Here is an 18703-nt window from a genome sequence, read left to right as displayed (position 1 = left end):
CAAGCGGTCGTCGAAGCTCCTCTGCGCGCCTCGTGACTGCCACGTGCCTAATCCTGCCGGCATAACGTTCAACGAACAGCCCGTTCGGCGCGCCGGAATCCTCGCCGAGTGGACGGCCGCTTCACAGCTCAAGCGCATGATCCGCGAGCACCTGCCGCATCAGTGCGCCCTTGATCTCGCGGGCGATCTCGTCGCGGATCTTGGCTCCGAACTGCAACTCGGCGTCGCTGTTTCCGGTCAGGTGATGGTCGGCGAGTCGCTGCTCGAGCCGGCTCGGAAACTCCCCGTCCATCGCCTCGGCGAGCCGGTTCTGCATCTCTGCATGGGCGTCGGGGGCAATCCGGCTCACCACCGTTTCCCAGGGCTGCCAGCGAGTTGCCATAAAATCGGCGAACCCCGCCGCCTCCTCATTCCGCACCTGCGTCTCGGCTGCGGTGAGGTCATGCTCAGTGACGTACGAGATGTCATAGAACCGCATGTCCGGAGCGATGAGCTGCAGGTCCAGCCGGTCACGTAGCTTGACCTGATAGGCGAGATAGACCTCGATCTCATCGACGAACTGGAGTGAGTTGACCTTCTGACGGGCAATCGGCTCGAGTGCGCCCAGGCGGAACAAGACCCGGGCCTTCTGGATGAGCTCGCCGAGCCGATTGTCATAGGCCCCGTCCTCGACATCAGCGTTCAGGCGTGCGGTCTGCATGCTGTTCCAGGTCAGAGTGATGCGATCCTGGCAGCTCTCGCTCGCCCCGAAAGCCAACTGAAAATACTGCTCGCGCAAGTGCGGTCTGATCGCAGCCTGCTGCAGATCCTCGGCGACGGCCTCCCGGAGATAAGGATTATCATAATTTACGGTGTTCCGTAGCCTATCGAGGAAGAGCGCGTATTCCGGCGCCCCCGCTTCGCCGGCGAAGTTTTGCCAGGCGTCGATCACCTTCGGCTCCCCGTCCATCCAGTCCGCTACCACCTCGGCGAGCGACCGTTCCTGATCCACCGCCGGTCCCTCGCCCATCGAGAAGAAGACCCGCGGGCCGTCATAGCCCGGGGAATTGAGGGCTTCCGCCAAATTCGTACGCACCCGCTCGGGCAGCGGATTATTCTCCAAATAAACCATGCACCCAAAACCTAGCCGGGTTAGCAGCGCCTGCGGCAAGCTGCTCAGCCGATTATTGCGTGCCTCGAGCACCTGCAGTTCGACGGGGAGATTGTCGGGTAAGCTGGTCAGCCGGTTGCCGCCGACGTGAAGTCTCTGAAGGTCGGGGGGGAGGGTCTCGGGCAAACTGTCCAGCTGGTTGTCGCGCGCAAAGAGCACCTGCAGTTCGACGGGGAGTGTGTCGGGAAGGCTGGTCAGCCGGTTGCCATCGGCTTCGAGCTCTTGGATTTCAGGCGGGAGTGTGTTGGGAAGGCTGGTCAACCGATTGCCGCCGACGGCAAGTGACTGAAGTCCGATGGGGAGGGCGTCGGGCAGTCTGGTCAACCGGTTGCCACGGACGTCGAGGTCCTGCAGCCCATCCGGCAGGGTATCTGGCAGGCTGGTCAAGCGGCTACTGCCGACCGCGAGCGTCAAAAGCCCCTCTGGAAGGTTTTCAGGCAGACTGGTCAGCCGGTTGCCCCCGATGGCAAGTGACTGAAGCCCGTTAGGGAGTGTGTCGGGCAGGCGGGTCAACCGGTTGCCGCTGGCGCCGAGCGCCCGCAGTCCAGACGGGAGGGCGTCAGGCAGGTGCACCAGCTCGTTGTCGCTCACGTTGAGCGACTGAAGCCCAGGCGGAAGGGCGGCTGGCAGTGTCGTCAGGGATAGATTTAAGAGCTCCAGCCCTGCATAGACGTCGCCTGCCTCACTCCAGGCTTTTATTCGTCTTACAGCCTCTTTGCGGTTCTCGTCTTGCGACTGCCCTTCCTCTTCGGCCCAACCATCCAGGATCTGGTTAAGCCGCGACTCGCTGAAGACAGGTTCTTCATGCGTCTGACCGCTTGCGCGCCTCGGAGCCCCCGTTTGCAAGGCTATGGTCCACTGCGCTGCGGCCGGGGTCAGTCTAGAGGTATTGCCATCGCCCGGCCGGGGCTGTCGGCCCAGAATCGATGCCCCCAAATTTTGCTCGGAACGATTCGCGGCGAATGTTGACGACTCCGGCGCTACATCACCGGCCTCGGCCCACGAATGCTCCTCCTGATCGACACTATACGGTGGCCAATCGGCAGCTGAATCCATGGCGTGCCAATCATCTGTCAGACTGAAGTTGCCATCCGACAACTGCCCGTCGCGATCCGCGACCGGAAAAAGCACATGCTGATCGTCTCGTTCAGAGCAGGCGAACGAATCCGACGGCGACCGCGAGGTGCCCTGTCGGACTACATCCTCGTGCGGCATTCCCAAACGATCCGCACCTCTGTTCGAAGCAACACAGGGCGGCTCGCCGAGGCTAATTGGATTGGGAGGCAGGCGACCGTGAAGACGCAAATCATTCACGTGCTGCTGAAACCCGGCTTGGTCGGCCTGCTGCTGTTGCCGCCGATCGTAGTACGTCTGATCGACACGGGTCTCGAATGGGTTGAGATTATTAAACGCATCCATCCCACTCTCCTAGTCAGATCTGAGCAGCTAACGCCGGTCTGGATAAGTACGTTCACGCTAAGAGGCTTAGCTTTCTAGAAGCTGACGAGGGATCAGAGTGATCGTAACTGTCCCGTAAGCCTTCGTGGAACACTTATTGCTGGATGGATCATTGCAGTGACAGCTTGCGTATGTCTGCTACGCAGACTTGAGCCTTGCCGGCGTGATCTCGACGGAAGACGTGCTCATACTCCGCGAGAGCAAGTCAGAAAATTGCATCTCCCGCCGTGCATCCCGCAATCCGATCACTGCGCAGCTGGGTCGGACAGCAAATATCACCTTAACTTGACGCCACGCTGCGCACCTTCTTTTAGGTGACTGGTGGACCGATTGCTGCGCCAGTATGTTCATCGGAGGCGGGCCGAAGTCCATCGTCTCACCTCGAAAATCACCTGATGCGCTCTGGCAACCAACGGCTGGAGAAGATCAGGTAACAGGACGTTATCCGCTCATCGTGCCCATGCTCGCGGGGTGACGGTTAGGGAGGTGCAAGGTGGCTATGCCGGTCGCTCTCACGACAGCACCAGGGAAGTAGACATTGCGCAAAACTGCAATTTGTCACGCGCATGCGGTGGCCCCCGCCGGGGAGGCTGGGATTGGAAGTTGGCATACGAAGGCTGTGAGGCCGCCACTGCCCTGTTCTTGCGCAAATACGGAAAGGCGCTCTTCCGCAAAGTGAATCGGCGGACTTCTCGCGATGGAAACGAAAAACCCCGGCATGAAAGCCGGGGCTCCCGTCATGCCACAGCGTACATCCGGCCGGGACAATCAGACGATGGTTAGCACGGAGTTGTCGAAGAAAATGTGACCTTCGCGGTCGCTCTTAAAGGTCGGAGTTTTCGCAAACCCTTGTAGACCGTACAATTGATCACGCCGGCCACTTTGTTGCCTTCAGCGCTGTAGAAGCGTTGCTCGCTGCCTCGAGCGGGCAAACAGCAGACCCACGTGGCGATGGTCATTCCCGTTGAAGTCCCAAATCGCCTGTCAGAGACCTTTGTGCCTTTCTGAGGAATCAATGCCAGTTTGGTCTCCGTCAAGGCAGTGATCCCGTCGGCACGAAGCACGGACTGATTTGAGAGGTTTTATTTCCAGCCATTGCTGTGCGGAAGGGGAGCCAAGCCATGCGCGTTCCCGGGTATTGTTTTCGTCCTCATGGGGCTGGCCAGTCCCGCTTACGCCTGGCGGGATATGGGCGACATGGAGTTGCCGCAATCGCTTACAGGCGGCTCGATGATGCATTGCGGCCGAAAGTCGATGCCCTCATCAAATAGCATCCGGCGTATCCGCCTCAGGCCTGATCGATTTTGAGAAGTCGTTTTGCGGCGATGTCTGGGCGGACCTTACTATTCTCGTCTACGACAAAGACGCCGCGATCATAACCGTTCTTCTGCTGGCGCAATTGGGGCCCCTTGCATGTTAGCGTTCACGCATCAAGCGCGCTGCAGAGCTGTTTCCGAACAATAAAAACCTCCTGACTGCCTTGAAGATGATGGACGAATTTCACGCGCGGTGGCTCAAGGCGGATGGTAAGCAATGCCAGCAATACGGATAGAGATCAGCGCGGCAGTCACTGGTCGCTGTTGCTGGTTGATGCGCAGTCTGATCCGATTGCGTCCACTGACATTCCTGAGCGTCCGCCGAGGCGGGGTGATACCGATCTCGCTGCGACCTTGAAGATGATATACGAAATTGATCCCGGAGACGCCGCTCTCATCCTTGAAAGCCCCTAAAGTTCTGACTACAGAGCTAAGGAAATCTGCCCTGGAGCGGGTTGCACGACTTGCTAAGTGCGTGGCTTAAAGAATCGAAGCTGCTGGAAATGTGGGTAATCGAAAGCTGCGTCGTAGGCGCGCGGCTAAAGTTTGGGCGTAAGACGACCTCGCCGAGCCTGTCGGATAGCTCGAGCTCCGAGGCGATATGGCGCGCTCAGCAGCAATTGAAAAAGCGCTCTGTTACCTTGGTAGATGGCGGCGGAGCGGTTACGTCCTGAACCCGTCATCACCTGCGCGCCGTCGGCGTTGTGAACGGACCACAACCACCTTCGACCGCGCTGCTTCAAGACATATTCGAAGAATGGGAGACTTATGGTTAGCGAGTCCATCTCTGACAATCGTGCGTTTGGTCTTCTGAATGCCAGAGCGGGCCCATTCCAGGCGATGTCTCATTGTAGCAGCCTTGGCAATGAACTCGCTTGATCGGTCAATGCCGCTTTCATCAAAAGTGAGCTCATCCTGCGCTGTCTGTCGTGGCGCCAAAGTCGCGAGATGCTTGCGCGTTTTGGCCATCAGCGACATCTGCAGGATCCGGTCATCGTTTGCGGAGGACTTATGCCGCAGCAACCGTTTTTCTCTAGCAACTTTGAGTGGGTCGTCACGAAGGAAGGGGCGACGTGCATCAATCGTGACACCAGATTGGCCGGTACAACCCTTTTTCTCTGCCCAAATAGGTCACCGCCATCAGGATCGTCCACCATGGGCCAGTGATGCCCAACACAATGGTCCTCCCATGTGATCGGCCGGACAATCTCGTTTCCGTCAGTATAGATGCGGCCAAGCGCGCTTGCTGGATCAGCCATCTTAAGCCGGGTTCCGTCCTTTACAACCGTCCTTAGCGCCGATTAGGGGGCGGCAGTGCCGTAAGAGCAGGTAAATCAAACACTTGGTATAGTTCGGACGGATGGGCTTGCGAACAACAGGTTGGCCGGAGCTATGGCTCAGTGTCTTGGACCAACGGCAGTATGCATGGCAAAGTTGCGTTAGGATCGATGCACGCTGACAAGATAGCTGCGCGTCGCCAAGTGAGATGTCCGCGATGTGGGCTGCTTCTTTGCCGCGCTCGCCGGTATGCCGAATATTCAGCGAGGTGCATGTCGCATTTACGGCTTCAATGCCCCAGCAACGGCGACTTATGACTACACGTAATAGCCTTCCTGTAGCGGCGGCGGTCTTCGGCAAACGTCCGTATAGTTCTTTCCAACCTTCCCATATCCGCAATCGATGTTCGTTTGATTGAGCTGCCGCTTGACGTCGTTTTAACTGTCGAGCAATCGAGGGGGCGATTGCAGTTATCTTTTGGTGATCCCGCCGATCAATCGAACCGAACGGACTAAACTCATGAGTGCTACACAAAAGTCTTGTTTTGATACTTTGCACGGGAGCGGCTGTCCATGTGATCCCCCGGCTGGCTTGTTTCGCTCAATCGAGCGAGCGCCGGCAGAGTTTGCTTTTCAGGCACGAGGGTCTGAACAATGAGCGGACGTTTCGGCCGTTCGCCTGCGGTGTGCTTTCTTCTTGGTCTTCCACGATCCGGGACGACACTCCTGGCGCATTTGCTCCAGCACCATCCAGACATTGTGGCTCCGCCTGAACCCTGGTTGATGCTGGCGCTTGAAGCATTTGGCAAGGTGGACCAGCGCCATCCGGCGGGCAGCTCACTGATCAAGACCGCGACCTCGGAGTTTCTGGGGCGGATAGATCGCACGATCGCCAGCCGCGCTTATGCCGATGCAGCATATGATCAGTATCTGGTGGACGCGGGCAAGCGCATCATCATAGACAAGACACCGCGGTATTGGACCGTGCTTGAGTTTGTTGAATCTGTCTATCCAGAAGCGCCACACATCCTTCTGATGCGCAATCCCTATGCCATCGCCGCTTCCCTGAAATCGACGTGGGGCGTCCCACTGCGGACAGAAAGCCCGCATTCGGTTAGCGTATCCAGTCTCACCGATCTGATGCTCCGTCTGCCCGACGTCATCATAACTTCACTCGCCGATTTGGTTCTGGGCCTTCCCAAGCTCGCCGCGCACCGCTCTCGCCCGCAGACACAGTTCGTGCAATACGAGCTGCTCGTGGCGCATCCGGACGAGGAAATCCGGCGTCTGTTGAAGGGGCTCGGCTGTGACCCAGCGGCCGTCGCATCGGCTGGGATGAGACAAGCAGATTATCTTCGATCCAGCAGCTTTGGGGATCGAAATATCCTGGAACGAAAGGCCGTCGACGAAAGCTCTGTCAAATCATGGCAATCTCAATTGAGCGTCGAAGAGATGCAAACCGTGACTGATTTGGTCGGCGCTGAGCTTTTGCTAGAACTCGGATATGAGCAGGAACTGGTGCGTGCACAGAAAGCCGGAGTGCTGGATAGGGGAAGTGAGGTAACCGAACTCTATCGTCGCATATTCCGAACCTGGTGGGATTTGCGAAGTACCAAGGCCGGAGCATTATCCGGTCCCTCTCACGCTGGAGAGCCGGTCCATACTGCTTGGAACGTTTCGGAGAACCGCGACGCGGCTATCCAGATGTTGCGAGGCGAAGTCGAGCGGCTTGAGCGGATCCTCAATAACTCCTAGGGCGATCTGAATGCTTGCGATCAAAACACGTTGGTTGATTTAGCCAAGATCCTTAACCCGCACGAGCTGATCTCCCGATCAGGTGTGAGGCCGGCGCCGCCGCACCAGCGGAGGAATACGAGATGCTGCCGCGTCTGCAAGTCTGCTGTCCAATGGAGCTCGACCTCATGGACGAGCCGGCCGCTTGGCCGGCCGTTTCCTCCGCGCATATTCTCCACTCTGGGCCGGAGCTGAACGGCGAAGAACAGAGATCCTGCATCGAAAAGAAGATATATGCTGCCGAAACATCTGCGCCGACTCGAAGCTGAATCGATTGAAATCATGCGTGATGTGGTCGCCGGGTTCAAACGGCCGGTCATGCTTTACTCGATCGGAAAAGACTCAAGCGTGATGCTGCACATTGCGATCAAGGCGTTCTATCCGGCAAAATTGCCCTTCCCCTTGCTTCACGTCGACACGACCTGGAAATTCCGTGAGATGATCAGCTTTCGAGACGCGACAGCCAAGCGGCTCGGCCTCGACTTGATTGTCCATATCAACAAGGAGGGCATCGCGCGCGGGATCAATCCGATCGAATCCGGCTCCGCGCTTCATACCCAGGTGATGAAGACAGACGCGCTGAAGCAGGCCCTCGACCTCCACGGATTTGATGCCGCGTTTGGCGGCGCCCGGCGCGATGAGGAAAAGAGTCGCGCAAAAGAACGGATACTCTCCTTCCGTTCGGCCGGACACGGATGGGACCCCCGTAACCAGCGGCCGGAGCTTTGGAACCTGTTCAACACACGGATACGCCAGGGTGAAACCATGCGCGTGTTTGCGATGTCAAACTGGACCGAGCTCGATGTCTGGGAATACATCATGCTCGAGAAGATTCCGGTCGTTCCGCTCTACTTCGCCAAACTAAGGCCCACAGTACGTCGAAATGGTGCGACGATCATGATCGAGGACAAGCGATTGCCGCTTAACCGCGGCGAGACGCCGGAAATGCGGATGATCCGCTTTCGCACGCTTGGATGTTATCCTTTGAGCGGGGCTATTGAATCCAACGCGATGGCGATTGAAGACATCGTCGCAGAAATGCGGACTGCGACTGTGTCGGAGCGCCAGGGACGCCTAATTGATGTCGATGAAGCCGCTTCAATGGAGAAGAAGAAGAGGGAAGGTTACTTTTGATGTTTGTAAAGCCGGCAACGGAAGCGGTCCCGGCCAGGACAAAGGATCAGCTGCGATTCATCACTTGTGGCTCGGTGGACGACGGCAAATCGACGCTGATCGGCCGGTTACTGCACGACAGCAAGATGATCTACCACGATCAGCTCACGGTGCTGAAACGCGACAGCATCAAGCACGGTAGCGCCGGAAATGACATCGATTTCGCGTTACTCGTGGACGGGCTCGAGGCCGAACGGGAGCAGGGCATCACGATCGACGTCGCCTACCGCTTCTTCACGACGCCGCGGCGCTCCTTCATGGTGGCCGACGCTCCCGGCCACGAGCAGTATACCCGCAATATGGCTACCGGCGCCTCCCATGCCCAGCTCGCCATCATCCTGATCGATGCCCGCAAAGGCGTGATGGTTCAGACCCGCCGCCACTCCTTTATCTGTTCGCTGCTCGGTATTCGTCATGTCGTCCTGGCAGTGAACAAGATCGATCTTGTCGCATACAACAAAGAGTGCTTCGATCGGATCGCCCGTGACTATCTGGCCTTTGCCGCCGATCTCGGCTTCACCTCGATCGTTCCGGTCCCGATCTCGGCTCGCTACGGCGACAACGTTGTGGATCGCTCCGCTCATGCCAACTGGTACGATGGTCCCTGCCTGCTCGAGTATTTGGAGAGCATTGATATCCCGTCCGGCACCGCAGGCCAGGCTTTCCGCTTTCCGGTCCAATGGGTGAACCGCCCAAACCCGGATTTTCGGGGCTATGCCGGGACGGTGGCTTCCGGGAGGATCTCGGCAGGAGACGAGATCGTTGTCGCCGCGTCGGGACGGACCACGCGCATCAAGCGGATCGTGACCCACGATGGCGACCTTGTCGGCGCCGAAGCCGGCGATGCGGTTACCATTACACTGGAAGATGAAATCGATGTCGGCCGTGGCGACATTCTGTCGCGGCCGGACGACCGACCGAAGGTCGCCGACCAGTTCGCCGCTTATGTGATCTGGATGGACAACGAGCCGCTCGCTCCCGGACGCAATTACGTCCTGCGGATTGGATCGCAGACGATTATCGGCAGCATTACCGCAATTAGACATCGGATCGACGTCAACACTTGTGAGCATCTGGCCGCCGGGATGCTTTCCCTAAACGAGATCGGCTTCTGCGATGTTGCGACCGCAATGCCCGCAGTATTCGATCCTTACGAGCTCAATCGAAAGACCGGATCATTTATCTTCATCGATCGTTACACGAATCGTACGGTCGGGGCCGGCATGATCGCCTTTCCGCTACGGCGGGACACCAATATAGTTAGGCAAGCGCTATCCGTGGACAGGAGGGAGCGCGCCGCGCTCAAGAATCAGAAGCCTTGCGTCATCTGGTTCACTGGCCTGTCTGGCGCGGGAAAGACGACGATTGCCAACCTGGTTGATCAAAAGCTGTGTGGCATGTCGCGGCATACTATGCTGCTGGATGGCGACAACCTCCGGCACGGTTTAAACGCGGACCTCGGCTTCTCGGAGACGGACCGCGTGGAGAACATTCGGCGCGTCGGTGAAGTTGCCAAGTTGATGGCGGACAGCGGCTTGATCGTGATCTGCTCCTTCATCTCGCCCTCTAGGGCCGAACGGGATAGGGTGCGCGGCCTGGTTGGCAAGGATGAGTTCATAGAAGTCTTCGTCGATACGCCGATCGAGGAATGCGCTCGGCGAGATCCAAAAGGCCTGTATTCAAAAGTGAAATCCGGCCAGATCAAGAACTTCACCGGGATCGATTCGTGCTACGAAGCACCAACAACACCGGAGATTCATCTGAGGACCATGGAGCAGACCCTAGAGCATTCAGCGGAAGCGGTGGTGGATGTCTTGATGGCGCGCTCAATTCTTAATGGTTAGATGTCCCTCGCATCGCACCATCGAACATCCTGCGGGCCCGGCCAAAGACGATTCGGCTCGGGCTGGCCCGCGATCGGACTTTTCGCTCCAAAGGAACAAAATTGTCGCATCTACTCCTCGAGTGCCCGCTTCCGGTTACGTGCTCGCAGTGACGGGCAATTCGAGACCGAGTACGCGAGCAGAGATTGAGCATGGGCGGGAGCGGAGGAGATCAAGAAGTGCCTTCCATGCTCCAGATGAGAATCTACGACGATGACAAAGGCCAGAGAGGAATTCCGACTCCCAGTCGGTTGAGTTTCGCTTAGCGTTTCTTCCTATGCGTGCGGCCAGCGACGCCGCGCTCCCATTTGGCCAAGCCAGGCAGCGTCTCGGCCGGCTTCGATCTTTCGCGCAGCAGTATGAGGGTGGGGCCCCGGTTTTCTGGGCCTGGCCGCATCCAGCGAGCGGGCGCTTGCTTGAGTATATTGAATCCGAACTTAGCCGTCGACCCCGACTCTCTCCTGTCGCGACCTGCCAGCTTTCGGGAAGCTTGCTTCCTTTTGGCCCGCCGCTCGTCGACCGATGCGGCCCGCGTACGCGCCGCGCCTTCGCATCGCAAGACAAAGCAGCCGCGATCCTTAGCCATCCTGCCATGAAGCCGGCGATGGGCGCGGCCGAAAAGGCAAGGAAGTTCATCCATGACAAGCGACAAGGACGATGTCTTGATGATCCGCTCTGGTCCACCGTCAACCTGTTCGACCGCGCGGTACACCGCGAACGCAAGCTCGCCATCAACGAGCAGGCGCTGCAGAGGAGCCAACGCGAGCAGGACGGCTCGGAGGTGCGATCCGTCCAACCAGATCGCCTCGATGCTGCCAGCCTAGCGATTGCTCGCAGAGAGGGACACGTGCCATCACCTGGAGTCGGCTCGACGTAGTCCTAAGCAGGACGACATGTTCTGCTTCACGGCGACTCGCCGAAAGGTTTCGAACTGATCTGCTAAACGGCCAGCGATCCAAGGCCCCCAATTAGCCGGACTCGACGAAGGCCGCTCCATTGAAGCGCAACGACGTGATACCGGCAGTCATGTGCGACGAGCGCGTACATTTTCCAGGCACCAGCATCCAGGAGGATCTCGCCTGCACGGCGGAGAAGCTCGGTACCTCCATCTGGGGGTATGACAGGATCGTACCTGAACGGAAGATTGGGCCATCACTTACCTGCAGGTACCGCGCTTGCAGGCGGAATGCCGACGGCCCTGATGTCGAACTCTCACTGTAGCTCGCTGTGAATCTCCGCACCCTGCTGCCTACGTCGGCTTGTCGCCGCCAGATGGGAGTACGTCAGGAAAAATTCACGCGAGAAAATCCCGCGAGAGGGTTGAAACGCCCCTAACGTCAAGTTGTACGATCTCGAAATGGACGACGACGGCCATCGGCGTCACAAACCCTCCAACGAGCGACGGAGTGTGAATGCACCAAGTCTTGAGCCCATGCATCAGACTCCCGCTGCGAACGACGATGATCAAGTGTGCCATGCCTTGATCTGCATCCGGGCGCGATGATCCGACTGCATTGTTTTCTAACGTCAAGTTTGCCTGAATGGCGCAGGTTCACACGTAAGTCGGTCGGCCAACCTGCCGCTTCGTGACGCAAGAAGGCAGCCGCGCTCAAATCTGCGCATGCGTGACGGCTGGATAAGAGCGCGCGTCGGCGCCAATTGCGTTTCGAGGGCGTGGGCGCGGAGCCAAATTCTTGGAGGTTTGAATGGTTATCGGTGAGGAGAGCTTTGCAAAGATCGCCGTGCATCTGTGATGAGATATGGAGGTTTGTCATGCGGCAGGCTTTTCGGAGGCCGATCCGAAACGCGGCCGCGATCTACGGCGTTTGACCGAAGAAGTCGACGCTCGCCACAGGGTCTCCCTGGTGGGGCGGGCATACTCCAGATCCATTGACCAATACAACTTGAGGAGGAATGGTTTGACAAGACAGCGCTCTTTGCTGACGCCTGGTCCATTGTCGTTATCGCTGGCAGTCAAAAGCCGGATGCTGCTTGATCTCGCGTCGCGCGATTGCGAGTTCAAGGAAGTGACCGCCTGCATGAGGCGGCTGATGCTCAGCTTGCTGGGAGACGCTGAAGACTATTCGGTGGTGCCTATTCAGGGAGGCGGCTCTTTTGCAATGGAGGCCGCTCTCTCTTCATTTGTGTCCCGAGCGGACAGGCCGCTCGTTTGCATAAACGGCATCTATGGCGAGCGCATTTTGCAGATTTTGCGGCTGTGGGGCGTCGAAGCACTGAGGCTTGTCAAGCGAGCGACCGATCCTTTGGATCCGCAAGAAATTGGCGAGCATCTGAGCCGAAATCCTGGCGTTACGCACCTGTGTTTCGTGCATTGTGAGACGACAACCGGAATCGTCAATCCGCTGGACGCGATCGTGGAGGAGGCGAGGCGACGTGGCGTAAAGACCATTATCGATGGGATGAGTTCTTTCGGCGCCCTTAATATTGATCTGCGCCAGAGTGGACCTGACGTCCTGGTCACCTCGAGCAACAAGTGCATAGAGGGGCCGCCGGGAGTAGCGTTTGTCATCGCGTCTCGCGAGCTGCTGGAGAATGCGGTTCAAGAACCGAGGTCGTTTGTGCTCGACGTGAGAGATCAATGGCTCTCGCTCGAGTGCACGGGTGAATGGCGATCGACCCCTCCCACACACATCGTTCAGGCAACGACCAGGGCCCTGGAGATTCTGCACGAGGAGGGCATTGATGCCAGGCGCTGCAGGTATGAGAAGGTCAGGGGCGATCTCGTCAAAGAACTCGAAGGTGTGGTGTCTCCGCTGCTGTCCACGGAGTTGCAGTCGCCGGTCTGCGTCGCGTTCAGTGCGCCATCCGGAATCGTGGACCAAGCAGGATTCGATGGGCTGTATCGCCACTTGGCGGCCCACAACCTTTACATCTACTCGAAGCTGCATGTTGCGACGCGCAGCTTCCGCGTCGGTTGTATTGGGGAAATCCAATCCAGCTGGATCGAGCAGTTAGGCTGCGCTTTTCGTACATATTTCCGGTCCGGTCAGGCTCGGTCAGCGGCGCCGATGTCGGCCCAAGAGTCGTGCGGGGCTCGAGTAACGATGCCGGCGCGAGCGGCTGGGGACCGGCAACTGCCGTTTTCGGCCGAGACTGCTGTTCTGCATGCGGGCTATCGGCGGGACGTAGCAACGAAAGCCGTCGCAGTGCCGATTTACCAGAATACGGCTTATGAACTCGATGGCGATCTAAACCACATTGCCGACGTCTACAATGTCAAGGCCGATGGGTTCACCTACACAAGGATTATCAATCCAACGACGCGCGCGCTGGAAAGGCGCTACGCCGCCGTCGATATGGGAAAGGACGCGCTCGCCGTTGCGTCAGGTCAAGCAGCGACGTTCCTTGCTATCGTCAACCTGTCAAGTGGCGAAGTGGGAGACAATGTCGTCGCCTCTCCGTATCTATATGGCAATACCTGGAACCTGCTTCACAACACCTTAAAGCGTCTTGGGATCAGCGTGAGGACGGCCGATCCTCGAAGGCCAGAGACGTTTGAACGTGCCATTGATGATCGCACGATATGCCTGTTCGGAGAGGTGATTTCGAATCCTTGTCTGATTCCGCTCCCCGTCAAACAGCTGGCCGAGATCGGCCGAAAGTACGGCGTGCCTTTGGTCGTAGACAATACGACGACGCCACTGGTATGCCGGCCGTCGGATCTCGGCGCTGCCATTACGACGTACTCCGCAACGAAATATATATGCGGCCATGGCACGACGCTCGGTGGACTGATCGTTGACAACGGCGAGTTTAGCTACCGGGGAGCCTCTCGCTTTCCCTTGTTCAACCGTCCCGACGATGCGCATGGCGGAATTGTTTGGCATAACGCGGTGCGCGATGTCGACGATCTAGGAAAGAGCGAGTTTCTTCTCAAGGCTCGCATGACATGGTTGCGCGATACCGGCGCGGCCATCGCTCCGTTTGCGAGCTTTCAACTGATACAAGGGCTTGAAACGCTGCCACTTCGCATGAAGCAGCACTGCGCGAATGCCAGGATCGTGGCCGACGTTCTCAAGAAGCATCCAAAAGTACGCCGTGTCTTCTACCCGGGGCTCTTTGAAGGCGCCGATCGGGAAATCGTCGAACAGACACTGAGTGCTGCATACGGCCACGGGGCGATGGTCATGTTCGAAGTGGAGGACGAGCAAGCCGGGCGCAAGTTCATCCAGAACGTCGACTTGATGTATCACGTTTCGAATGTAGGCGATGCCCGCACGCTGGTGACCCATCCTGTCTCGACGACCCACACCACCGTCCCGCGGGAAAAGCGCGAAGCCGCCGGCATATTTGGCGGCTCGATCCGGCTTTGCGTCGGCATCGAAGATGTCAACGACATCCTGCGCGATCTGGACAAGGCGCTTTCCGCAATCTGACAACCTGCAAGGCGATCAGGAGGAGGTTCTCATGAATCAGGCAGACGCTTGGAAATTGAGGTCATCACGTTATGAGGCCGTTCAATTCAGCCGAGAGATCAATAGGCAGCTCTCTGAGCTGAGGCCCGACAACATAACGGGAGCCGCGTATATTGCCAAAGATTACGCTATCATCACTGCGTGCACGCTCGCGACTGTGTGGGTCTCATGGTGGCTCTACCCGCTGGCCGTCCTTCTAATTGGTGCCTATCAGCGCGGATTGACAACCATCGCTCATGATGCGGCTCACCGCACGCTCGCGAAGAACACGACCTGGAACTACGTCCTGGGCATTCTGTTCGCTTCCTATCCCTTGTTCCAGCGCCACTGGGCCTACCGGATTTCGCACGTCTATTTGCATCACCCCTATCTTGGAGACCCGGACAAGGACCCCGACCTGAAGTTCTTCCTGGCCAGCGGCGTTTACGAGGTGCAGCCTCCGGAGCGGTACGCTTTCAACATGATCTGGAAGCCGATCTTCGGCGGCGCGACAGTGGCGTATCTGAAGTACCTTTGGACGAATCGATTTTCGGTCACAGATGTCGAGGATCAGAGCCGCTCAGCCATACTTGTCGACAAGTATGGCTTCTATCTCTTCTGGATCAGCATCCTGGCCGGGTCATATGCTATTGGGCTGCTCCATATCGTCGTCCTGTTCTGGATCGTGCCCTATCTCACCACGTTTCAGGTCCTCGGATGGTTCATCGAGCTCGCTGAGCACTCACCTATGTGCGAAACCGAGACGCAGAACGTCTATCTCACCCGGAATCGGAAAGGAAATTTCCTCGAGCGGGCCATCCTCGGGCAGAATTTGGATGAGTACCACCTTGAGCATCACCTTTCGCCGGGTATCCCGTTTTGGTTGCTGCGCAAAGCTCAAAAAATCCGAATGCAGGATCCGAACTATGCGAAGGTTGCAGCGACCTGGGGCGGGCTCTTTGTCAAGGGGCCTCAGGATCAACCTAGTGTCATAGCTCAGTTGAAGGAGCGAAATCGACGCTTGTATGAGCAGTCCGTTGCCGAGATTCGCGCGCGAGGGCAGGTCGCGTGACGTTGCTAGGGCCGGAGAGCACCCGAGCCGTGGTCGGCGTCACTTCGAACCGTCTTCTGGTCGATGGTGTGCATCGCGACTGGTTGCGGCGCAAGTACTTGCAGGCACTTCATCGTCATGCGGGAGTGGCTTGCGTCATATTGCCGACGGTGGACGCCGAAGATGCGAGGGAGGAGGTCGCCCCGGCGATCATGCGCCGGCTCGACGGCTTGGTGTTGACAGGTGATGAATCGAACATCGACCCCGCCGTCCTGAGAGCGCCTGCGTCCTTGGCGGAGGACGACCGGCAAGACGTTGAGGTTGGGATCCTTGACCGTCCGCGGGACAGGCTCTCTGCCGTAACTATAGAGAGCGCCATCGCGCTCGGAATGCCAATTCTGGGCATCTGCCGTGGGCTTCAGGAACTCAACGTCTATTTCGGCGGCACGCTTCGCTCATCGCTTGCGGAGTGGAGGCCGGAAAGTGGCGCGATGCATGCCGAGAAGCCAGATCGTTCAAGAGACCGTCAGTACGACGCCGCGCACAGCGTCAGCATATGTTCCGATGGCGCGCTCTTTCCTATCGCGCGGGCGATCGAAGCGCAAGTCAACTCGCTGCACAATCAAGGCATCGAGGCGCTTGCGCCGGCGCTGAGGCGGGAGGCGTGGGCGGCTGACGGCTTAGTCGAGGCGGCTTCGGTGATTGGCGCCCCGACCCTGCAAATCGGTGTGCAATGGCACCCCGAATGGCACGTCTCAACCGATCTCCTCAGCAAGCAACTGTTCAAGGCATTTGGAGAGGCGTGTGTTGGATACTACCGAACGAAAAAGAACTAGAGGCGGATTGTGACATTTCGAACCAAACGTGGTCCGTGCACGTCGAAAGGACATTTCCTCGGAGCCAACGCACGCGTCGGGTCCTGCGAGGGCCGTGCGTCGCCTCGCGGGCACAGGAAGACTGGACGATTGGCGAATCGCTTCGCTCTGGGAGTTCTCTTTGTAACGCTTTACGTCGTCCTGAGCGCGGCAGGCGAGGTTTATGCGGCGTCGTATTTTCAGCAAGCGGATGTGTTCGTCGCGCTCCTGCTGTCCTTCGCTGTGGTTTGTCTGATGTTCAATCTCCTGGCTCGCCACGGGGGAGGCGGGGCAACGGTGACGAAATGGTCGCTCCTGGTCTTTGTCGCGCTCAATGTCGTGACAGCAATCAGCTGGATCGGCTTATTTATCGGATTGAAATACGCAGAACCCGCGATCGTCGTCGCCTTCATGGTGGCGCTGGGGCCCACCGCAACAGCGTGGTTGAATGCACTGATCAGGCGCCAGGGTGCCCCTCCAGCAGCTGATATTGTCGTGAGCGTCACGATCGCAACGATCGGAACTTACATGATTTGGATCTCGGCCAGCGGCAACGCAGGCGTGGAGTGGGGGGCTCGATCGTCCTTTGGCATCGTCTTGGCCATCGTGGCCGGCCTATCGCTGGCCCTTACAAATATACTTGTCAAACTGCTCTTCGATCGTGGGCTTTCCGGCCGACAAGTCCTGGCGCATCGATTTTATGGAACGATTCTCTTGCTGCTGGGACTAGTCGATCATTCATCTATCTTGCCTGAGATCTCGCAGCATTGGTTTGCGATCGCCGCAATTGGGCTGTCGACGATCCTTATTCCTTTGCTCTTGATCCAGCAGGGCATTCGGCACGTAGAGCCCTTCACCGTCAACATGGTCCTGTCCACCGCCCCTATCATCACCTTCCTGTTCCAGTACTTCGATTCTCGCATCGTGCCTTCGTCACACACGTTCGTTGGAAATGTTCTCATTACGGCTGTTGCTGTCGGCAACATCTACTTGCAGTATCGGAGATCCGCATGAAAGAACGGAATTGTGTAATCGTAGACGCCTACTCTACCGGCCGATACCTACCGGAAGAGTTCAAGCGCTATGGAATTGGAACGGTGCATGTGATGTCGGCTGCACAGATTCCGCCCATATTCCAATCGCATTTCAATGCGGATCTGTATGGTGAAGTCATTCGCCCCAGGGAGCGCATGGGGTACGACGACATCGTTGAATATCATCTTCAGGCTCTCCATGGCCGGGAATTGGAGTTCGTTATCGCGGGCTGCGAGACCGGAGTTGAACTCGCCGATTCTTTGTCGGAGCGGCTGGGCTTACCATCAAATGGGACCGCGCTATCCGCTGCTCGGCGTGACAAAGCGCGATTGTCTTGCGCGCTCACCTCCGCAGGCGTGCGATCGATCAGACAAATCGTGTCCGACAGTCCTGTAGAGATCGCGAGCTGGAAGCGCGAAGCGAAGTTCGATCAGATCGTGATCAAGCCTCTGAACAGTACGGGTACCGAGGATGTATTCTTTTGCTCGACAGATGCTGATATTCAGCGGGCTCTTAGCGCAATTGTCGGGAAGACGAACCGTGTCGGAGCATTGAATCGTTTTGCCCTTGGGCAAGAAAAAATAAATGGCCAGCAATACACGGTCAATGCCGTATCGATGGACGGGGAAGCCTTCGTTACGGAGGCCTGGACATATGACACGGTTCCAATTGAGGGGGCATCATCGGTCTGCTCACTTGAGAGATTGTTGGAGGGCAGCGAACCAATCGTTCAGGAACTGTCAGACTACTTGGGGCGTGCGTTGCAGGCACTACAGATCGTCGACGGACCGGCTCATGCTGAGATCATCGTCGATCATCGGGGACCGGTCCTGGTGGACTTCGGAGCGAGGCTTCAAGGGACCATGTCGGCAAAAGCACGAACAATGGCGTTGGGGCACAACCATATGACCCTGACGGCCTGGCGCTACGCAGATCCCAACGGCTTTGGTGAATATATGAGGCTGCGCGGGCCCTACAAGCGGCAGGCTCACGCACTTTGCGTCTCGCTGATCTCAGATATGGGCGGTGTCGTTGCCGGCTACCCGGGACTCGAAGCAATCCGCAAGCTCCCAAGTTTCGCGGATGCCATTGCATTCGTTCCGATTGGTCAAGAGCTAGTTCCCACGATCGACTTGGCGTCAACACCAGGCATCGTTTATCTCGTGAATAGCGACTTGACTCAGCTTGAGAGTGACTATCGCAAGTTGCGAGCAATGCGGATGGACCAGGTGTTCGATTTAGTGATGCAGGACCGCGACTAATGCCAACTGATCCCAGGTTGACCGGAGGGAATCCA

Annotated in this window: 10 protein-coding genes; 9 read left to right on the top strand and 1 reads right to left on the bottom strand. The window is 57.8% G+C overall.

Translation table 11 applies throughout. The features are described from left to right. Nucleotides 1–121: 121 nt before the first annotated feature. Entirely contained in the window at nt 122–2569 is a 2448-nt protein-coding gene (locus tag XH96_RS31890; protein WP_246789815.1) for an NEL-type E3 ubiquitin ligase domain-containing protein, read from the bottom strand. Nucleotides 2570–5855: 3286 nt separating this feature from the next. Here XH96_RS31890 and XH96_RS31885 point away from each other — a divergent pair. The 9 genes from XH96_RS31885 (at nt 5856) to XH96_RS31845 (ending at nt 18668) form a co-directional block, all read left to right on the top strand. Beyond that, entirely contained in the window at nt 5856–6956 is a 1101-nt protein-coding gene (locus tag XH96_RS31885; RefSeq protein WP_194389477.1) for a sulfotransferase, read from the top strand. A gap of 273 nt (nt 6957–7229) precedes the next feature. Further along, nucleotides 7230–8129, top strand: coding sequence for a sulfate adenylyltransferase subunit CysD (cysD, locus tag XH96_RS31880; protein ID WP_194389476.1), 900 nt, complete (start codon nt 7230–7232; stop codon nt 8127–8129). After that, entirely contained in the window at nt 8129–10012 is a 1884-nt protein-coding gene (gene cysN, locus XH96_RS31875; protein WP_194389475.1) for a sulfate adenylyltransferase subunit CysN, read from the top strand. The genes cysD and cysN overlap by 1 nt, the downstream gene beginning before the upstream one ends. Nucleotides 10013–10463: 451 nt before the next feature. Further along, nucleotides 10464–10928: a hypothetical protein gene (locus tag XH96_RS31870; RefSeq protein WP_194389474.1), complete on the top strand. Its 465-nt coding sequence runs from the start codon at nt 10464–10466 to the stop codon at nt 10926–10928. A gap of 1042 nt (nt 10929–11970) precedes the next feature. Further along, nucleotides 11971–14448 carry a 2-aminoethylphosphonate--pyruvate transaminase gene (locus tag XH96_RS39905; protein WP_194389473.1) on the top strand — a complete coding sequence of 826 codons (2478 nt, stop codon included), beginning with the start codon at nt 11971–11973 and terminating at the stop codon, nt 14446–14448. 31 nt (nt 14449–14479) lie between these two features. Beyond that, entirely contained in the window at nt 14480–15538 is a 1059-nt protein-coding gene (rtxC, locus tag XH96_RS31860; protein ID WP_194389472.1) for a dhydrorhizobitoxine desaturase, read from the top strand. 29 nt (nt 15539–15567) lie between these two features. Further along, on the top strand, nt 15568–16353 hold the full coding sequence (locus XH96_RS31855; protein ID WP_246789814.1) for a gamma-glutamyl-gamma-aminobutyrate hydrolase family protein: 786 nt from the start codon (nt 15568–15570) through the stop codon (nt 16351–16353). Between the two features lie 129 nt (nt 16354–16482). Beyond that, nucleotides 16483–17385 (top strand): DMT family transporter, encoded by a 903-nt coding sequence (locus tag XH96_RS31850; protein WP_194389470.1) that lies wholly within the window; start codon nt 16483–16485, stop codon nt 17383–17385. Further along, nucleotides 17382–18668: an ATP-grasp domain-containing protein gene (locus XH96_RS31845; RefSeq protein ID WP_194389469.1), complete on the top strand. Its 1287-nt coding sequence runs from the start codon at nt 17382–17384 to the stop codon at nt 18666–18668. The genes XH96_RS31850 and XH96_RS31845 overlap by 4 nt, the downstream gene beginning before the upstream one ends. Nucleotides 18669–18703: the final 35 nt, after the last annotated feature.

Source organism: Bradyrhizobium sp. CCBAU 51765, assembly GCF_015291725.1.
Lineage (GTDB): Bacteria > Pseudomonadota > Alphaproteobacteria > Rhizobiales > Xanthobacteraceae > Bradyrhizobium > Bradyrhizobium liaoningense.
The sequence above is the reverse complement of the archived record's forward strand: the minus strand, read 5'-3'. Positions and strand labels throughout refer to the sequence as shown.

What these genes read in the sequence shown, in the direction of transcription:
- XH96_RS31890 (WP_246789815.1), bottom strand. Translation starts at nt 2,569, where the DNA reads ATGGATGCGTTTAATAATCTCAACCCATTCGAGACCCGTGTCGATCAG.
- XH96_RS31885 (WP_194389477.1), top strand. Translation starts at nt 5,856, where the DNA reads ATGAGCGGACGTTTCGGCCGTTCGCCTGCGGTGTGCTTTCTTCTTGGT.
- cysD (WP_194389476.1), top strand. Translation starts at nt 7,230, where the DNA reads ATGCTGCCGAAACATCTGCGCCGACTCGAAGCTGAATCGATTGAAATC.
- cysN (WP_194389475.1), top strand. Translation starts at nt 8,129, where the DNA reads ATGTTTGTAAAGCCGGCAACGGAAGCGGTCCCGGCCAGGACAAAGGAT.
- rtxC (WP_194389472.1), top strand. Translation starts at nt 14,480, where the DNA reads ATGAATCAGGCAGACGCTTGGAAATTGAGGTCATCACGTTATGAGGCC.
- XH96_RS31845 (WP_194389469.1), top strand. Translation starts at nt 17,382, where the DNA reads ATGAAAGAACGGAATTGTGTAATCGTAGACGCCTACTCTACCGGCCGA.